This window comes from Pseudomonas hygromyciniae, from assembly GCF_016925675.1.
GTDB lineage: Bacteria > Pseudomonadota > Gammaproteobacteria > Pseudomonadales > Pseudomonadaceae > Aquipseudomonas > Aquipseudomonas hygromyciniae.
On record NZ_CP070506.1, the window covers coordinates 5,447,366 to 5,461,868 of the forward strand.

Here is a 14,503-nt window from a genome sequence, read left to right on the forward strand (position 1 = left end):
TTATTTCACTTTGAAAGTGACGCTACCGGTAATCGGATGAGTATCTGACGATACCGCTCGCCACTCTATTTTATAAGTTCCTGTTGTAAGTGGCGATGTCGGAGTTATAATCATTGTTTTTGGATCACTTCCGCCCGCCACGCTGGCCTTAACACCCATGGGTGAGTTCGGCATGCCAGGCATGTCAGTCATAATTAACTTAGCTCCGGAAAATTGAGTAACTAAGCTCTCTGAAAAATACAGCTCAATTTTTGCCGGGGCTTGGCCGTTCTCACCTTCAGCAGGAGTTGAAGACAGCAGCTTCGGGTGGGCTTGGGCAACTGCACTGAGCAGTAAGCTGGATGAAAGAGCAACGGCCACGACACAGGATTTGAAAACGGACATGCAAGGCTCCTCACAGCACGAAGCTGTTGTAATGAGGTGAGATAATTATTGGGTGACGCTAACTTCGATTAGAACCAAACTCGGACGCCGACCACTAGGCGTGCTTCGCTATTGTCTTCACCTTCCTCGCGGGCATAGTCTGCGGTTTTTCCATAAGACCGATTCCAAGTTACACCTACGTAAGGTGCAAACTCTCGACGGACTTCGTACCGAAGCCGCAAACCAACCTCACTTTCAGACAGCCCTGAACCAACCCCGCGTTGAGGATCGTTTTTGCCATAGAAATTGAATTCTGCCGTCGGTTGCAGAATCAGCTTATTAGTTAAGAGAATGTCGTAATTCCCTTCTAAACGCGCTGCGGTCTGGCCATCTTCACCCAAATAAGCAGTAGCTTGGGCCTCGAAATTGTAGAGCGCCAAGCCTTGGATACCGAAAGCCGCCCACGTCTGAGGGTCGCCTGGCTTGAAATCTTGACGCACCCCACTGACTAGATCCCACCAAGGGCTAATGGCGTGTCCCCATAAAGCTTGAACTTCAGCCTTTTTAGTCTTCCCATTAGTGCGCTCGCCTTCGGAACGTAGCCATAGACGGTCAACATCTCCCCCTATCCAACCTTGTGCTTCCCAGTTAAGCGCGCTTCCATCGTCCGCATCCTGCCATTCCAACTTCTCAAATATAAAAAGTGAGTTGAGAGCACTGTCATGGACTTCGTGACCACCAGGGGCATTATAAACTGCGGCTCTGTCAGCATCGGTAAGTGGTGGTATCGGAGTCCGACTTTGAGTTTGTGGCTGCTTGGCGGGCTGCATACCCTCCATTTTGCTATGATCCATGCCCTGCATCTGGCTGTGATCCATACCCTGCATTTGGCTGTGATCCATGCCCTGGCTAGACTCAGCAGCTGCCGGCAAGGCAACACCAGCAGTGAGAGCGACCGTGAGTACAGCTGAGTGCATGCGAGTCCCGCTTAAGAAATTACTCATAGCCATCTCCTTATTCCTCCACGCGCACTTCACGGAACATGCCCATTTCCATGTGGTATAGGAGATGGCAGTGATAGGCCCAGCGTCCCAACGCATCAGCAGTCACTCGGTAGCTACGCTTTGATCCTGGCGGCATATCGATGGTGTGTTTGCGAACGAGGAATTGCCCGTTTTCATCTTCAAGGTCGCTCCACATCCCATGCAGGTGGATGGGGTGAGTCATCATGGTGTCGTTCACGAGAACGAACCGAACTCGCTCGCCGTACTTCAGTTTTACCGGCTCGGCGTCTGAAAATTTTACGCCGTTGAAAGACCAGGAAAATTTCTCCATATGACCGGTCAAGTGCAGTTCAATAGTGCGACTTGGCTCACGGCCATCTGGATCCTCAAACGTGCTTTTTAGATCAGAGTACGTCAGCACCTTTCGACCATTGTCGCGAAGGCCCATGCCAGGATCATCGAGCTTCGCAGAGGTCGACATTGCTTGCATGTCGACGAGGGGATTGTTGGACTCTGTGGCTGGGTGCGACTGCATTTCTCCCATACCACTAATGCCGCCCATGGACATATTGCTGTGATCCATTCCCTGCATGCTGTTCATACCGGACATGCCTTGCATAGAGCCAGAGCTATCTTTCATGGCTCCGCCGTCCATACCCGACATACCCTGCATCGAGTCGTCTCCCATACCGGCCATTTTGCTGTGATCCATTCCAGCCATATCGCCCATACCAGGCATCGCACCGTGATCCATACCGGCCATACCCATGTCTGCCATGGTGACTAGAGGACGAGGATCTAGCGCTGGGACTGGAGCAGTCATGCCTGACCGGACGGCCAAGGTGCCTCGGGCGTATCCCGACCGATCCATCGACTGAGCAAACAGCGTGTAGGCATCCTGAGTTGGCTCGACAATCACATCGAAGGTCTCAGCAGTGGCGATCCTGAACTCGTCTACGCTCACCGGCTTAACATATTGGCCATCAGCAGCCACAACAGTCATTTTCAAACCCGGAATACGGACATCAAAATAGCTCATGGCTGAACCATTGATGAACCTCAATCTGAGCTTTTCGCCGGGTTTGAATGTGCCTGTCCAGTTGGAGTTCGGAGCATGGCCGTTCATCAGGTAGGTGTATGTCGCACCACTGACGTCTGCAATGTCAGTGGGATTCATCTTCATTTCTGCCCACATTTTGCGATCAGCGACGGTTGCTGACCAACCCTTGTCAGCAACGTCATTGATAAAGTCACTGACTGTTCGCTTGTGGGTGTTGTAGTAATCAGACTGCTTCTTCAGCGTTTTCATCAGCGAAGCAGGATCTTCATCCGTCCAATCGGTGAGCATCACCACATAGTCACGGTCATACTCAAAAGGCTCGGGCTCTTTTGCGTCGATTACCAGCGGGCCGTACACACCAACCTGTTCTTGGAAGCCGGAGTGGCTGTGATACCAGTACGTTCCGTTCTGCTTGACCTTGAATTGATAGACGTACGTGCCATCAGGCTCAATTCCATGGAAGCTAAGGCCTGGCACACCGTCCATGTTCGCCGGAAGGATAATTCCGTGCCAGTGGATAGAAGTCATATCCTTGAGGCGGTTCTTGACCCGCAAGGTCACGGTATCGCCCTCACGCCAGCGCAGCTGGGGCCCAGGAATCCCGCCATTTATGGTCATGGCCGTCCGGGAGTTCCCAGTGATATTTACCGGTGTTTCTCCGATGAAGAGGTCAAACTCTGTACCTGACAAGACATTGGTCTCACCCACTTTAGGGGCGGCCCAGATAGGGGTTTGCCAGAGGCCTAGACAACCGAGAATCCCGCCTGCGGTGAGTCCTTTCACAAAGGTGCGCCGAGAGGTTTTGGCTTGCATACCGATTCATGTCCCGTCAGGCGGATGTTAGATGTGCGCACTGGGCGTGCCCCCGAGGGCTAACGCTAGACGAGCTAGTGCGCTTGATGTATCGGAAGATGCCATAAGCTAGCAAACGGGGTGATTACATTTCAGTAAGCTGGGCGGCTCAGCATTGATGCTTCTGCTCTTCAGCCGTGGGCTTTTCCTGTGCAATATCCTCTTGCGCTTTCGCTTGTGGGACGGGCTTGGTGGTGACCATTGCCGTCTCGCGAGCTCGTTCCATGCGCTCAACCGCACGGTCGCCACCACCTTCGGCAAAGGCCAGCGACGATATAGCCAAACTGAGCGTAAGAATCACAACGTTGGTTGCTTTCATAATGCATCTCCTCCAAGGAATTGACTCTCGTTGAAACCAGAGAGTTTGAGCGTCAGCTCGATGAGGATGATGAGGGGACGCACCTGTCAGCACGCTTAGCCGGTGATTACACTTTCGACAGCACACGGAGAAACTCAACATCTGAAAGATCGGCGGGTGTTGTAAAATTTGACCGAACCACAGAACCGACAGCCGGTTGCATAAATTGATGTAGATCAACCGTGGCACTTCAATGTGGCGTATGTTGGAAAATCAAAATCCGCTAATCAGTACCGGAGATTCTCCATGTTCTGGTTTCGCCATCGTCAACCAACGTTCATACGCCTCGCCATCGTGCTGTGGGTGTTAGCGTTTGGTCTGGCAGCGACCCAGGGATGCCTGGCACAGCCCAGCCACAATCCGGCTATAACTCATGTCTCGCTGATCACTACGCAAGATCACGATAGCCATGACGCCCATGCCCTCGGTTGCCTTCAGCACTGCGCCGATGCGGCAATAGCTGTAAGTCCTTCGCTCCATCTTCAAATATTTGACCTGTTCAGTTGGACGCTTCTGCTCCTTATCCCAGCGTTGCTGATTTTGTATCCCGCCAATCCCTCCGCTTTTGCCTTTCTTGCATTACGGCGCCCTGTACCGGCCAGACCTCCTGCCCGCCTGATTTTCGTCCGTTTCAACGATTAATCCGACCTTCTGCGCGCCGAGCTTCGGCGCACTGTCCGACTGCGCCAACCTGGCGCGGCTTGGTATTACCTGAGCTGTACTCACCCTTTGGAGATTGCCATGAATATTTCATTGAAACTTATTCTCGCAGCCCTGCTCATGAGCAGCCCATTCGTCGCTTCGGCAGTCGATGAGCACCACCCGGAGGGGCAGACGGCGCCAGCCCAGACAAGCGCTGCAGCCACGTCGATGCAAAACAACGTCATGACCGAGCAAATGCAAAAAATGCAGGCTGCACACGACAAGGCAGCCGCCGCCAAGACCCCTGCCGAGCGACACGCCGCCATGCAGGAGAGCATGAAGACGATGAAGGACAGCATGGCCTTGATGCACAAGAACTGTCATGGCATGGGCATGGGCGGCAACAAAGACGGCACGGAGATGGGAATGATGAACATGATGATGAAAATGATGGATCAGCAATCGAGCATGATGAACATGCCGATGAGCAAGTGACGCGCACAAGCCTTTAGGTAATGCAGCGACGGTTTTACCTTAGCCAATATGCCAAAGGTAAAACTGCCGTTCGCCGCAACTATATGACGTATCACTAAACAGCTCCCTCAGGAGTACAGACCATGACGAATTCACCACATTCCGCTAACACCTCTCCAACATTTTTGAGGAGCAAACCCGGCATAGCGCTGGGCATGTTGCTGGTGATCGTGCTGTTCTATCTAGCAAGAGAACACTACGGCCATATGCTGGGCTTACTGCCTTATATGATTTTGCTGTTGTGCCCGCTGATGCATTTTTTCGGGCACCACCACGGTGGTCACAGGCATCACGGCGAAACCTCAGTCTCAACCAAGAATGCGAATAGGATTTAGCTCATGCACAACCCTGAGGTTCGTCAAGAGCACGGCCTAATACAGAAGTCTGAACCCCAACTTACCGGCTCCCATGACCCGGTATGTGGCATGATCGTCAGTAACGACAGCCAGTTCAGCACGGAGTACGAGGGGCAAAACTACCGGTTCTGCAGCCAGAAATGCCAAACGACCTTCAGGGCAGCACCCGAGCGTTATCGAATATCTCAACTGAAAATCGAACAAGTCCATCAGAAAACAGCAGAACCGGTAACGGGTGCCGCTGTATACACATGTCCCATGCATCCGGAAATTCGCCAGATCGGCCCCGGCGTCTGCCCTAAGTGCGGCATGACCTTAGAGCCGGTGATTCCCGAATTAGAGGAGGATGAGAATCCCGAACTTAAGGACTTCACACGGCGCTTCTGGTGGACATTGCCACTGACAGTGATCGTAACCGTGCTGGCTATGGGGGGACATGCCCTGGTGCTGTTCCATGGCACCACGCAAAATTGGGTCGAGCTGGGATTGGCTACGCCCGTCGTGCTGTGGGCTGGCTGGCCGTTTTATGTGCGTGGTGTGCGTTCGGTGATTCAGCGAAGTCCGAACATGTGGACGCTAATCGGCCTCGGCACGGCGGCGGCCTTCCTTTACAGCGTCGTGGCCACCCTGACCCCCGATGTATTCCCCAGCAACTTCATGATGGAGGGCCGCATCGGTGTGTACTTCGAAGCGGCGGCTGTAATCATCTCACTGACCCTTCTCGGCCAGATGCTTGAACTCAAGGCTCGCTCGCAAACCTCGGCTGCCATCAAGTCGCTGCTTGGACTGGCACCCAAAACTGCCCGACGGATCAATGCCGATGGCACGGAAGAAGACATCCCTCTGACACACGTACACAGCGGCGACACGTTACGTGTGCGACCGGGCGAAAAAGTGCCTGTCGACGGTCAGGTGTTGCAAGGCGAAAGCGCTGTAGATGAGTCGATGCTCACCGGCGAACCGATACCGATCATGAAGAGAGCCGGCGACGCGCTGATTGGCGCCACTCTCAACATCCACGGCAGTCTGGTGATGCAAGCGCAGAAGATAGGGTCGGCGACCCTGCTCGCACAGATTGTGCAGATGGTTGTGCAGGCACAACGCTCAAAAGCGCCGATGCAACGGCTGGCAGACGTGATTGCCAGTTACTTCGTGGTTGTGGTGATTACTATCGCCGCGCTTACTCTACTCGGCTGGGGGCTGTGGGGGCCCGAGCCAAGTTGGGTGTTCGGACTCATCAACGCTGTTGCGGTCATGATCATCGCCTGTCCCTGTGCCCTTGGCCTAGCGACACCGATGTCAGTCATGGTTGCCACCGGCAAGGCTGCTGGCAGCGGCGTATTGTTTCGCGATGCCGCCGCCATCGAAAACCTGCGCAAGATAGACATCTTGATAGTCGACAAAACTGGCACCCTCACTGAAGGTCGACCAGCGTTCCATAGCGTCGAGGCCGTACTCGGTTTTACTCAGGATGAAGTGTTGCGCCTGGCCGCAAGTCTCGATCAGGGCAGTGAGCATCCATTGGCCCGCGCCATCGTCGAGCAGGCTCGTGCCGCAGGGCTAAAACTGGTGACACCTGAAACCTTTGAGTCAGCCTCAGGTATTGGTGTAAGCGGGCAGGTCGAGGGTCGCCGCCTGATGCTAGGCAATACCGCGTTGATGCAGGAGGCCGGCGTTTCCACAGAGAGCTTGCAAGAACATGCCGAGAAGCTACGCGGCGACGGTACGAGCATCATGTACCTGGCAGTCGATGGCGCCCTGGCGGGTTTGCTGGCTGTTGCCGACCCCATCAAACCCACCACGAAGCTGGCCGTCGAGCGTCTGCAGGCGGATGGCGTCAAGGTCATCATGGCCACTGGCGATGGCCTTACGACTGCTCGCTCGGTAGCTCGCCAATTGGGCATCGAGGAGGTTCACGGCGAGGTCAAACCGCAAGATAAAGAACGTCTGGTGGCATCTCTGCAACAAGCCGGACACCGGGTGGCGATGGCCGGCGACGGCATTAATGATGCCCCCGCACTGGCTCGCGCTGATGTAGGTATCGCCATGGGCACTGGCACTGACGTGGCGATGAACAGCGCTCAGGTCACCCTGGTCAAGGGGGATCTCCTCGGTATCCTGCGTGCTCGCAGCCTGTCAGTCGCAACGGTGAGAAATATGCACCAGAACCTGACCTTCGCCTTCCTTTACAACGCCATGGGTATCCCACTGGCTGCCGGCTTGTTCTTTCCACTTACCGGTCACCTTCTGTCACCGCTCATTGCCGCACTGGCCATGAGCGTGAGCTCGGCGTCGGTGGTATTCAACGCCTTGCGTCTGCGCCAGGCTTCCATTGATTGAGTGAAAACGACCGCTTGACCTTGCCATGGCAGCAAGGTTGAGGATAAGCCAACGCCGCAAAAAAGCCTCATGCGTCAGTCTTTCCATGATCAACTTTGTTGTGAGGAGTCACCAATGAAAACTGTTGAACTGCAAGTCCAAGGCATGAGCTGTGGTTCATGTGTCAAACATGTCACCGAAGCGCTGCGCCCAGTTGAAGGCGTGAGTGACGTAGCAGTGGATTTACAAGCCGGACGGGTGAAGGTCAGCGGCGATTCGGACAGCCATGCGCTGCTTGCAGCCCTGGAGAACGCGGGCTATCCAGCACAGCTGGCGACAGTGGAAAGCGTAGAAAGTAAGAAATCCTCCGGTTGTGGCGGGAACGGCGGCGGTTGCTGCTGTCGGTAAGCCTTATTTATAAACAGGAGAACTTCCATGAATGCCAGTCTGCGAATCGCTGCGTTCACGACACTACTCATGACCGGAGCGGCACAAGCCGCTGAAGTCATCGACGTTTACCGCGATCCTAACTGCGGCTACTGCAAGGCAAACCATCTCAGCTCTATCGCTACCATCATGACGCTTTAGTAAAATGCTTGAAGCGTCGTCATCAAAGGTCATCCTGCTCTTCCCGAATGTCGACTTCGCCCATCGCTCATAGGTAAATTTTGCGACAAGGAAGCTTGGTGATAAGCCCGTTTTCGAAAAGCACCCTGGGTATATCGCCAAACAAACTCGACACTTCCCATTTCTCTGTGAGCGGCTTCACTGCCTCTGCTATTAATGAATCGAGGTCGAAGTCCTGCGTTGCAACAAAGGGCCCAGCGCGGTCGTAATTCTCAAAAATGCCCGAGGCAATGCAGATGACTTCGCCTGCCTTGACGATCATGACACCACCTCGAAGCCATTCAGGAGGGTTCGCCAGTGGAAGAAGACCACGACCATTACTGTAACCCTCGCGGGGTGAAGTGGTGCATCCCCCGTGAAAGCCGCAGAAACTCACGCAGGCTTGCACGTCCATTACCCCTCTGGAACGTCGCCAAGACGTAACGACTATTCTCCGTCGTCATCACCCAAAACCTGCCTTCACGCTCGACTTTGATCACATCAGAAGTGCGGATCAAATGGCCGTCGCCGAACCGCCCATACTGGTCTTTACGGTTGTGACCAAACACTACGCCTATGCCCGTTCGGGCTTTGATGGAGGCGCTGCAAAGATACGCTGTGATCGGTCTATCGAAGCCTTGCGCCTGGGCTTTTTTGATTCGTATTAGGTCGAATTCTGTGTGGCGCTTCCCATAAAAATCCAAGCCAATCATGTTCAGCATTGTTGCACTCCGTTGGCGGTATATACGGCCTAACCAGGAATTCCACACGCAACCATCTGTGCTGGTATCGTGCAGAAATCTTGGTAAATCTCAGGCTGTACGAATCATGTTTGCGTGATAGATCGGACGAAGGTTGCTCAGCACATCAGTGTTGAAGCTAGGTTGGTGAGAGCTGTGGTATTTGGAGCCGGTCTCCACCTCTAGCAGGCACACAACACACTCGTTTTGGTCTTCACCAAGCGTCACTTTGGTCAGTTTCTCCATTCGCCAAACTCCCGTCCCATTCATGTGGGCAGGTGTGACTACTTGCACCTCTGTGATGATCGTCTCAGCGTCTTGGGAAATCAGGAGTTGCTGAAGCCGAGGTTCGCTGCCGACCATCAGAACCGCCTCTGAAATTCGACCCTTGGTCTTGGCCTGAACTGTTACGTGATACCAGTGATTACGAAGCACTTTGGATACCTGATGCCATTGGTACTGACCCTCACCGAACATGCCCGGTAGGCCCAGCATGTCGGCGTCGTGTGTTCTAAACATCGTGTGTCCTTGGCCTGAAGGGGCTCCGATATAGAGCGCAGGTTAGAAGAGGGAGAAAACGTCTTTCAGGCTCGCGAGCTGTTCATGACCAGGGCCAATCAACACGTAAACCGTGTTTCTGGTTTCGAATGCAACACCGTCGTGGAAACCGGTGCACATGCTTGAACGAGCCCAATCGCCCCGTTCGAAACGGCCTTGGCTGTCCTCGGCCACGTTGTGAGCAAACAGGATCATCGGGAGCTGGCCCGCTGCATGGCATTTGAAGAGTTCGTCGCGAGTGACTTCAATGCGAAATATTGTCCAATCTCGAACCAAGCAGTAAGGCTTTTCGGGAAAACGTTGGTTCGCTAGCGCTCGTGCATCAGAGCTGCTGGACAGGCCTTCCAGTGGTGTACGTGGCCCTTTCATGAAATCGGGTTCTTCGATGCTAGCCATACGGCTTCCTTTTTCATTAATAACCAGGAAATTGACAATTCAATCTCTGGACTTGTCGCTCGTCTTGGCCTGAATTTCCCGATCCAGTGCACCCTTTGCGCAGCTCTGCCTGAGGACGCGCCGGCATCGAAATCATGCCGAGAATTCAAACCAGTCACAATGAGGATGATAAGGCGTGTTATGACGGAGCGCAATGTGGCCTTATCCTCGATTTGCTGGAGGGAAATCGATGGAGGCAGCAGAAGCGCTAGCTGTGGTGGTACGAGCAGTGCGCAGAGGACAAGGTCTGTCTCAGGAGGACTTGAACAGCATTGACCGATCCCATCTCAGTCGGATTGAGCGGGGAGAAGTAAGCATCACCATTGATATGCTGGTAAGACTGGCATCCATCTTGGAGCTTGATGCCGCTGCGTTGATTCTCATGGCGACCTCCTTGCAGGCGAGTGAGCCCTTTGGAGAGGGTCTAAGACGTGTTTCGAGGCAATTGAACAGGATCAGAAAGGACGGCATTGATATCGAAATTGAGTCGTTAGCACGGACTGGGAAGTTGTTTCCTGGTAGACCCTCCAGATCTGGGGCGGCACATAAGACGATAGAGGCTCAACGACTGAGGAAAGAAGGAGTGCCTGTTGTCGAGATTGCGGAAGCGTTAGAACTCTCTGAAGCCACTGTACGTAGATATCTGAAAACAACGGCTCCTTCACAGGAGTGACTTCTTCAAAACTTGTGCCGCGTCACTCGATCTATAGTCCCGCTAGCGGCACTTAGGTGCAGATTTTATGGTGCTTTTCATCATCAGCAAGGCAAGAGAAAGTCAAAATCAAGATTTGCTTTTTGGTTTCGGCCTTTCTACGTATTCGGCGGGTTTGCTGCGAACCAGAGGAGGGTTATGATCTTTGCAGATTCGGATATTTTTATCTAGTTCCTTTCTCTGCTTCCTCTTCAAGTACCAAAATTTTCCAAGCGAATCTTTTGCAAATAAGTCTTTTATTTTGTAATTGTACTCCATGATAGGAGTTGGACAGATAATGAATTCAGAGGGCTCCAGTTTCTTTGGCAATGTATCGTCATCCATAAACTTAACAACCTTTTTTTCACCGTCTTCAAAAAGCAGCCCGCCCGAAACTATCCATATCGGCTTTTCGCCTTTGTTAGTTATGCAAAGATAGATAAAATGTATATTTCCATTTTCTGTTCTTAGATTAGTGTCGAGGACAACCTTGCGCCTGTTTAAAAATGGTTGATAGAACAGGGCGACTAGAACTGCCAGAAATGTAGATATAGCGCTAATGGCATTCCAGTCAATCTTCGATAACTCAAAAGACATAGATTTCTCCATGGGTAAAATAAGAAACTTAATTATTAGCGGGCGGTAGGATCATGCTGGTCAAACATCCATTGATATTGGTCGCATCGCTCACACGATGTTCCGTGCTCGGCCTCATGAGACTCAAGAATAGTATGGCAGTGCTCACACCGCTTATATTCAGTTTTGGTTTCACACCAATGGCAAATATCATGATGGGTGTGGAACATGTGAACGAAACATACAGGACACTCCTCTACAACCTGCTCTGTATCAAAGGCAGATTCATATTTGAGCAGGAATTCCGCTTCCAACACGTCGAGCATACCGGCCCGGTGATGACAGACTAAGCATTCATACCTGAATTCAGGCGTATCAACAGGAAGACTCGCTGCAGCATCTTCTTCAAAAGGCTGCAGAAGAGGAGACCCACAACTCCCGCGCTGGCAGCCTTTAAGAAGTTTCAGGGCGTTGGCGGGCAAACCTATTTTTTTCCATTCAGCTCGTGCCCTCAGTCTGTTTTTTTCGAAGAAGTCGTGTGTTTGGAGCATAGTTTCCCAGGCTTTTCCTAAAAGTGCGCCTGGGCTGTCGAATAATTCGCTACTTATGAAGTTCTGAAGAAGTGGGAAAAGAGCGGCTAGGAATTTTTGTATTTCACTTGTTTGATGAGTAGGATGGAGATGCTCGAGGTTATTGCGGCAGTCCCTCAGCGTTTTAACCACCTCCCAATCATGCTCTACATTTAAACTATCTAGTCGAGCGTGGATCGCGTCGGTATCGATTGAGCGAGGATTTTTCTGTTCGAAAATGGGACGCCATTCGATCCCGCCTTCCTCAGTCAAGTAAGGGAGTATGACTTTAGGCTCATAAAGGAGCTGCTCGGCCTCCTCCGGAGTTTTCGCGAGGGACGCAAGCTTGTATTTGAACAGCAAAATCACACCGGCGAATAGGTTGCGCGATGATGAAATGGCTCTGGTCGTGTCTCCGCCTGGTGCTGTACTGATCGCGTAGTCTTCAATCCCTAGTTGTATTGAGAAAATGGCGTTCTGAAGGATTTTGCCAAGCTCAAACTGCTGCCGCTTATTTGCAGACATCACGATTCTCCATTCCGAACACATTCAAGCGGATTCTATGCTGCCTAAAATGATTGTATGTGCGATTGCCCACAATCTGATAGGCGCTTTTTCTGCGGCAGCTGAGGCTGCCGACTTTGAGCTCGGTAGACGAGGTTTTTTGCAGAACTTCCGCGACACAGAATCGACGCATGGGGCGTCGTGGACAGTTTCACTATCGGCATCCCTAAAAAAGCGACCAGATTCGGGCTTGGGGTAGTGGAAAGAGCCTTCAGGGTTGTCACCACAGCTCAACTCCGCGAGTGGCTCCTACGTGCGGGCCTTCCAGTTCATACTTAGCTCCACCTGATTGGCCAATATAGAATACTGATCCATACGCCTTCTCAGGGTAGCCCTTTCTTCGGATTGCTTTAGGTGAACATGCTGGCGATGATACGGGCATCAAGGAGAGCGTGATGCGGAAGCGGAACTCCGTCACTTGTGGCATCAAGAGTGGTGGCGTCAGTGGGGTAATTCCGGACGTTCCTTGGCCATTTACCATCGTCATATGCGAGTTCGCAGAAAAGCTCCCAGTCGTACTGTGGAGCGTCTGTGACAATCTCCAGAACTTCGTCGAACGAGGCTAGGAAATCGAGCAGTGCAGTTCTTGCCCCGATAATAGGTTGTGCATTGCCACCACCCCAGAGCTGCGGAAGAACGATCTCTAAGACGAAGTCGCTGCAATCTTCCTCTCGCCATGTGTCGATCAATTCCACGTAGAATTCGCGTCCATCCTCAGCTACCAGTGCGAGTGATATCAGCTCCGCTGTGGCTGAGAGCCGGGTGAACTCGCAATCAAGAAAGAGCCTCATGTTGCAGGAACTCCGTTATGACTAGGGCTCGCCTGGATATGGCGCAGGAGGGTGAGTTATGGGAGATGGCCCTCGAGCATCTCGGCTCAGACGGACTCCTCCAAGCGGTCATAGAAATGTGGAGCCGCGCCGGGTGCCCGCCCAGACCAGTCGTTGAGCATCTATCCCACGACAAGGTTAGCCAAGAAGTCTTGAATATACTGAAAATTGCCCAGGAACGAGTCGGTGCCTTCGTACCGGGTCGAATTCGGGCTGCAGGCACAGTCACCTTATACGCTCGTCACGCCAGCAGCTTGGTTGATGGGCTCATCACATTGCTACCAAAGGCGCAGCTTTCGCGTGCCCTGCGAGGCTCATGTATTGAAATCGAACTGGGGATTTAACGTCCAAGCAGTTTCCCGATGGACGCCGGTCAGCAGCAATCCTTGTAGAATTTCACCAGTGAAGTGCCACCCCTTTGAGATGCTCTATGAACTCTGAATTAACCGAAGAAGAAATGCGTCGTGCCCTTTTTGGTGCGCCTCAGCCAGAGGAGCAAGTTTCTACTCCGCTAGTGCAGGAGCCTGTGCCAGAGATCGTTTTCACGAAGCCCGCAGAGGCTCGACTAGCCAAGAAGAAAGTGACGAAAGCGTTCACGCCCAGGCTGCGGGTCACGCTCCGGGTTGGGAACGAGTTTGAGGGGAAAATGACCGAGTTGATTCACGAGGCCGACACGTTGAGCTCGTTGCTTGCCGAGCAAGACGCCGTTAGGGCTGCAAGGAAGAAGTACAAATATGTTGAGGTCGTATCAGTCAGATCGATGTAGAGGCCTAGTTGAACTACTCAGGCGAATAGTAGAGCTCATAACATCTTCATATTTCGACCATGTCCAAGGCTGATCTAAAAAGGGTAATGTTCAGCTTTCGAATCAAGGACGACTTGCATGGCTTTGAAAATCCGTACGGCGACGGTAGCAGATGCTGTAGCCATCCAGCGCATTTACGCCCCCATCGTTTCAACAACGGCCATCTCGTTCGAAGAGATTCCGCCGAGCGCTGAGGAAATAGCTCAGCGGATAGCGACGACACTTCAGACATATCCCTACCTGGTGGCCGAAGAAGGTGGGGAGATCAAGGGCTACGCCTATGCCAGCCAGCACCGCGCACGTGCGGCCTACCGGTGGGCGGTGGACGTGACGGTGTACATAGCTGAATCTGCTCGCCGTCAGGGAGTTGGCCGTGAACTCTATGAGACCTTGCTTCCGATTCTTGAAAAGCAAAGGTTTCGTGCAGCTTATGCCGGAATCGCGCAGCCCAATGAAGGAAGCGTGGGCTTGCATGAGTCTCTGGGGTTCGTCCACATCGGCACATATCCGGAGGTAGGCTTCAAGCTTGGAAAATGGCACGACGTCGGTTACTGGCGGCTAGGGCTGTGCCAGGCAACCCCTCCGTTGGAACCTATTCTTTTCCCCAAGCTTGAGGTCGCATCGCAGTAGGTTCACTCGAT

19 protein-coding genes and 1 pseudogene are annotated in these 14,503 nt (G+C 52.8%); 9 read left to right on the top strand and 11 right to left on the bottom strand.

Translation table 11 applies throughout. From position 1 onward, the window contains the following. The 4 genes from copC to JTY93_RS24600 all read right to left on the bottom strand — a co-directional run bounded on the left by copC (position 1) and on the right by JTY93_RS24600 (position 3,598). Positions 1-384 carry a copper homeostasis periplasmic binding protein CopC gene (gene copC, locus JTY93_RS24585; protein WP_205476288.1) on the bottom strand — a complete coding sequence of 128 codons (384 nt, stop codon included), beginning with the start codon at positions 382-384 and terminating at the stop codon, positions 1-3. Between the two features lie 68 nt (positions 385-452). Beyond that, positions 453-1,367 (bottom strand): copper resistance protein B, encoded by a 915-nt coding sequence (locus tag JTY93_RS24590; protein ID WP_205476287.1) that lies wholly within the window; start codon positions 1,365-1,367, stop codon positions 453-455. 10 nt (positions 1,368-1,377) lie between these two features. After that, positions 1,378-3,240 carry a copper resistance system multicopper oxidase gene (locus JTY93_RS24595; protein WP_205476286.1) on the bottom strand — a complete coding sequence of 621 codons (1,863 nt, stop codon included), beginning with the start codon at positions 3,238-3,240 and terminating at the stop codon, positions 1,378-1,380. Positions 3,241-3,388: 148 nt separating this feature from the next. Then, positions 3,389-3,598, bottom strand: coding sequence for a co-regulatory protein PtrA N-terminal domain-containing protein (locus JTY93_RS24600; RefSeq protein ID WP_205476285.1), 210 nt, complete (start codon positions 3,596-3,598; stop codon positions 3,389-3,391). A 285-nt stretch (positions 3,599-3,883) separates the two neighbouring features. On the opposite strand from JTY93_RS24600, the gene JTY93_RS24605 reads away from it, so the two are divergent. The 6 genes and pseudogenes from JTY93_RS24605 to JTY93_RS24630 all read left to right on the top strand — a co-directional run. Beyond that, positions 3,884-4,279, top strand: a complete 396-nt coding sequence (locus tag JTY93_RS24605; protein ID WP_205476284.1) for a hypothetical protein — start codon at positions 3,884-3,886, stop codon at positions 4,277-4,279. A 99-nt stretch (positions 4,280-4,378) separates the two neighbouring features. After that, positions 4,379-4,774 (top strand): hypothetical protein, encoded by a 396-nt coding sequence (locus JTY93_RS24610; protein ID WP_205476283.1) that lies wholly within the window; start codon positions 4,379-4,381, stop codon positions 4,772-4,774. Between the two features lie 122 nt (positions 4,775-4,896). Then, entirely contained in the window at positions 4,897-5,148 is a 252-nt protein-coding gene (locus tag JTY93_RS24615; RefSeq protein WP_106117683.1) for a DUF2933 domain-containing protein, read from the top strand. 90 nt (positions 5,149-5,238) lie between these two features. Beyond that, on the top strand, positions 5,239-7,509 hold the full coding sequence (locus JTY93_RS24620; RefSeq protein ID WP_106117684.1) for a heavy metal translocating P-type ATPase: 2,271 nt from the start codon (positions 5,239-5,241) through the stop codon (positions 7,507-7,509). A gap of 114 nt (positions 7,510-7,623) precedes the next feature. Further along, entirely contained in the window at positions 7,624-7,896 is a 273-nt protein-coding gene (locus JTY93_RS24625; protein ID WP_096143224.1) for a heavy-metal-associated domain-containing protein, read from the top strand. Positions 7,897-7,923: 27 nt separating this feature from the next. After that, a pseudogene (locus tag JTY93_RS24630) lies at positions 7,924-8,037 on the top strand (DUF411 domain-containing protein); the annotation flags it as partial. 106 nt (positions 8,038-8,143) lie between these two features. Here JTY93_RS24630 and JTY93_RS24635 read toward each other — a convergent pair. From JTY93_RS24635 to JTY93_RS24650, 4 genes are all read right to left on the bottom strand, one after another. Further along, positions 8,144-8,377, bottom strand: coding sequence for a hypothetical protein (locus tag JTY93_RS24635; protein WP_096143223.1), 234 nt, complete (start codon positions 8,375-8,377; stop codon positions 8,144-8,146). 55 nt (positions 8,378-8,432) lie between these two features. Continuing rightward, positions 8,433-8,816 carry a hypothetical protein gene (locus JTY93_RS24640; RefSeq protein ID WP_032894847.1) on the bottom strand — a complete coding sequence of 128 codons (384 nt, stop codon included), beginning with the start codon at positions 8,814-8,816 and terminating at the stop codon, positions 8,433-8,435. 90 nt (positions 8,817-8,906) lie between these two features. Next, entirely contained in the window at positions 8,907-9,353 is a 447-nt protein-coding gene (locus tag JTY93_RS24645; protein ID WP_096143578.1) for a hypothetical protein, read from the bottom strand. 42 nt (positions 9,354-9,395) lie between these two features. Then, positions 9,396-9,788 carry a DUF6957 family protein gene (locus JTY93_RS24650; protein WP_233101200.1) on the bottom strand — a complete coding sequence of 131 codons (393 nt, stop codon included), beginning with the start codon at positions 9,786-9,788 and terminating at the stop codon, positions 9,396-9,398. A 229-nt stretch (positions 9,789-10,017) separates the two neighbouring features. On the opposite strand from JTY93_RS24650, the gene JTY93_RS24655 reads away from it, so the two are divergent. Continuing rightward, positions 10,018-10,500 (top strand): helix-turn-helix domain-containing protein, encoded by a 483-nt coding sequence (locus tag JTY93_RS24655; RefSeq protein ID WP_096143577.1) that lies wholly within the window; start codon positions 10,018-10,020, stop codon positions 10,498-10,500. Between the two features lie 108 nt (positions 10,501-10,608). Here JTY93_RS24655 and JTY93_RS24660 read toward each other — a convergent pair whose 3' ends face one another. The 3 genes from JTY93_RS24660 to JTY93_RS24670 all read right to left on the bottom strand — a co-directional run bounded on the left by JTY93_RS24660 (position 10,609) and on the right by JTY93_RS24670 (position 13,018). Continuing rightward, complete coding sequence (locus JTY93_RS24660) at positions 10,609-11,115, bottom strand: hypothetical protein (RefSeq protein WP_096143576.1); 507 nt, start codon at positions 11,113-11,115, stop codon at positions 10,609-10,611. Between the two features lie 35 nt (positions 11,116-11,150). Continuing rightward, a complete protein-coding gene (locus JTY93_RS24665) occupies positions 11,151-12,188 on the bottom strand; it encodes a hypothetical protein (protein WP_096143575.1) in 1,038 nt (345 codons plus the stop codon). Between the two features lie 389 nt (positions 12,189-12,577). Further along, complete coding sequence (locus JTY93_RS24670) at positions 12,578-13,018, bottom strand: 3'-5' exonuclease family protein (RefSeq protein WP_096143218.1); 441 nt, start codon at positions 13,016-13,018, stop codon at positions 12,578-12,580. A 469-nt stretch (positions 13,019-13,487) separates the two neighbouring features. Between JTY93_RS24670 and JTY93_RS24675 the strand changes: the two genes are divergently transcribed. Together JTY93_RS24675 and JTY93_RS24680 are read left to right on the top strand one after the other, a co-directional pair. Continuing rightward, entirely contained in the window at positions 13,488-13,823 is a 336-nt protein-coding gene (locus JTY93_RS24675; RefSeq protein WP_096143216.1) for a hypothetical protein, read from the top strand. Positions 13,824-13,940: 117 nt separating this feature from the next. Continuing rightward, positions 13,941-14,492 carry an arsinothricin resistance N-acetyltransferase ArsN1 family B gene (locus tag JTY93_RS24680; RefSeq protein ID WP_096143215.1) on the top strand — a complete coding sequence of 184 codons (552 nt, stop codon included), beginning with the start codon at positions 13,941-13,943 and terminating at the stop codon, positions 14,490-14,492. Positions 14,493-14,503: the final 11 nt, after the last annotated feature.

Bases quoted from the DNA above. Each gene is read 5' to 3' on its own strand.
- JTY93_RS24680 (WP_096143215.1), top strand. From the start codon at position 13,941: ATGGCTTTGAAAATCCGTACGGCGACGGTAGCAGATGCTGTAGCCATC.
- JTY93_RS24670 (WP_096143218.1), bottom strand. From the start codon at position 13,018: ATGAGGCTCTTTCTTGATTGCGAGTTCACCCGGCTCTCAGCCACAGCG.
- JTY93_RS24655 (WP_096143577.1), top strand. From the start codon at position 10,018: ATGGAGGCAGCAGAAGCGCTAGCTGTGGTGGTACGAGCAGTGCGCAGA.
- JTY93_RS24610 (WP_205476283.1), top strand. From the start codon at position 4,379: ATGAATATTTCATTGAAACTTATTCTCGCAGCCCTGCTCATGAGCAGC.
- JTY93_RS24645 (WP_096143578.1), bottom strand. From the start codon at position 9,353: ATGTTTAGAACACACGACGCCGACATGCTGGGCCTACCGGGCATGTTC.
- JTY93_RS24675 (WP_096143216.1), top strand. From the start codon at position 13,488: ATGAACTCTGAATTAACCGAAGAAGAAATGCGTCGTGCCCTTTTTGGT.
- copC (WP_205476288.1), bottom strand. From the start codon at position 384: ATGTCCGTTTTCAAATCCTGTGTCGTGGCCGTTGCTCTTTCATCCAGC.
- JTY93_RS24605 (WP_205476284.1), top strand. From the start codon at position 3,884: ATGTTCTGGTTTCGCCATCGTCAACCAACGTTCATACGCCTCGCCATC.
- JTY93_RS24640 (WP_032894847.1), bottom strand. From the start codon at position 8,816: ATGCTGAACATGATTGGCTTGGATTTTTATGGGAAGCGCCACACAGAA.
- JTY93_RS24665 (WP_096143575.1), bottom strand. From the start codon at position 12,188: ATGTCTGCAAATAAGCGGCAGCAGTTTGAGCTTGGCAAAATCCTTCAG.
- JTY93_RS24590 (WP_205476287.1), bottom strand. From the start codon at position 1,367: ATGAGTAATTTCTTAAGCGGGACTCGCATGCACTCAGCTGTACTCACG.
- JTY93_RS24650 (WP_233101200.1), bottom strand. From the start codon at position 9,788: ATGGCTAGCATCGAAGAACCCGATTTCATGAAAGGGCCACGTACACCA.
- JTY93_RS24620 (WP_106117684.1), top strand. From the start codon at position 5,239: ATGATCGTCAGTAACGACAGCCAGTTCAGCACGGAGTACGAGGGGCAA.
- JTY93_RS24625 (WP_096143224.1), top strand. From the start codon at position 7,624: ATGAAAACTGTTGAACTGCAAGTCCAAGGCATGAGCTGTGGTTCATGT.
- JTY93_RS24660 (WP_096143576.1), bottom strand. From the start codon at position 11,115: ATGTCTTTTGAGTTATCGAAGATTGACTGGAATGCCATTAGCGCTATA.
- JTY93_RS24595 (WP_205476286.1), bottom strand. From the start codon at position 3,240: ATGCAAGCCAAAACCTCTCGGCGCACCTTTGTGAAAGGACTCACCGCA.
- JTY93_RS24635 (WP_096143223.1), bottom strand. From the start codon at position 8,377: ATGATCGTCAAGGCAGGCGAAGTCATCTGCATTGCCTCGGGCATTTTT.
- JTY93_RS24600 (WP_205476285.1), bottom strand. From the start codon at position 3,598: ATGAAAGCAACCAACGTTGTGATTCTTACGCTCAGTTTGGCTATATCG.
- JTY93_RS24615 (WP_106117683.1), top strand. From the start codon at position 4,897: ATGACGAATTCACCACATTCCGCTAACACCTCTCCAACATTTTTGAGG.